Consider the following 1,853-nt stretch of genomic DNA (forward strand, 5'->3'; position numbering starts at 1 on the left):
CGCTGCCGGGCACGCTCGAGGTGGGGTTGCCGGCGGTGGGGGCGGGCGACACGCGGGTGCGCGCCGTGCGGCTGTCGGCCGAGCCGGTCGAAGGGGGCTGGTCGGTCAAGTCGCTTGCCGCGACGCTGCCTGGCCGCACGACGCTCGAAGCAGACGGCATGCTGAGCGTCGAGGACCATTTCGGCTTCACCGGCTCGTTGCTGCTCGCCGTCGGGCAGCCTTCCGGCTTTGCCGCCTGGCTGTCGAAGGATGTCGACGAGGCGATCCGCCGGCTGCCCGCTGCAGGCTTCAAGGCCAAGGTCGACCTCAGCGAGAACCGGCAGTCCTTCAGCGACCTCGAGCTCATCCTGGGCAAGGCGAAATTTTCCGGCAGCATCGATTCCACCCAGCCGGATGGCGCCAGGCCTTCCGTGCTGATGCAACTGACGGGCGGCGAGATGGATCTGGACGGGCTCGCGGCCTTCGCTTCGATCTTCATCAGCGACAAGGGCGCTAACCGCTTTTCGGACCGCGATCTCGATTTCCAGATCAAGGCAGGTCCGGTCAGCGCCCTAGGCCTCAGCGCCGATACGGTCGATACCGCGCTGCGGCTGCGCGAGGGCCTGCTCGAGATCGACCGGCTGTCGATCGGCGGCCTGGCCGGCGCCTCGATCAGCGCCACGGGCCGGGTCAAGGATTTTCCGCAAAGCCCGACCGGCAAGCTCAACGCCTCCATCGTTGCTGTGGACCTCAAGCCGCTGATCGATGTCGCGGCCGAGCATTATCCCGACAATGCCGTGCTCAAAGGCCTGGCAAGCCGCGCGGCGGCCTATCCCGAACTGTTCCAAGATGCGCGCATCGATCTCCTGACCAGCGCCGCCGACAATGGCGACGGCACCACGGGCCTGGCGCTCTCGGCCCAGGGCAATGCCGGCGGCTCGGCCTTCTCAGCTTCGCTTTCCGGCAAGGGAAGCGCAGACAAGCTCACCGAGGCGCCGGTGTCGATCACCTTCAACGCCCGCAACGACAATGCCACGACGCTGCTGGCGCTTTACGGCCTGCCGGCGCTGCCGCTCGGCATGCTCGGCCACGCCAACACCGACGTCTCGGCGAAGGGCTCGGTCGCCGGCGGTCTCGCGACCAGCTTCAATCTGACCGCCGACGACTTCAGGGCGAGCTTCGACGGAACGGTCGCCGATACGGCGCAAGGCCCTACAGCCAAGGGCAAGGTCAATCTTGAAGCCGCCGATATCGAGCCGTGGCTGATGACCACAGGGGTAGGCCTGCCCGGCATGGGAATGGGCACGTCGACGTCGCTGGCGGCCGATGCCGATTTCGGCAACGGGCTCCTGGTGCTGAGCGGCCTCACCGGCTCAATCAACAAGGCGGCGGTGTCCGGCGACATCAACATCGACGCCAAGGATGGGCTGCCGCATCTTGCCGGGGCGCTGGCGCTTGACGAGCTCGACCTCGATCCACTGGCGGTCTCGCTGTTCGGCGACCAGTCCTTCGCGTCCGCCAAGGGCGGATGGCCGACGACGCCGTTCAGCCAGAAGTCGACCCTGCCGTTCAACGCCGACCTCGATCTCGACACATCGGCGCTGGCCGTCGGGCCCTTCGCGACTGCGCATGACGCCGCCTTCTCGCTGAAGCTCGATCGCGAAGGCATCCACGTCTCCGATCTCAAGGCGAAGCTCTATGGCGGCGATCTGACCGGCCTGTTCGACCTGAAGAACACGGAAGGCACCGGCCTGTTCTCCGGCCAGATGCGACTGGCCGGCGGCGATCTTTCCGCGGTCCTGCCGGGCGCCGGTATCGGCGGCAGCGGTGATCTTTCGGCGGCGCTGTCGACCAGCGGCAAATCGGTCGACGCC

The 1,853-nt window shown here is 67.4% G+C and carries 1 pseudogene; it reads left to right on the forward strand.

Annotation, left to right across the window (positions count from 1 at the left end):
* Positions 1-1,853: pseudogene (locus tag EOA24_RS36400) on the forward strand (AsmA protein); the annotation flags it as partial.

Origin of the sequence: Mesorhizobium sp. M2A.F.Ca.ET.039.01.1.1, assembly GCF_003998035.1 — a bacterium.
In the GTDB taxonomy this organism is placed as follows: domain Bacteria; phylum Pseudomonadota; class Alphaproteobacteria; order Rhizobiales; family Rhizobiaceae; genus Mesorhizobium.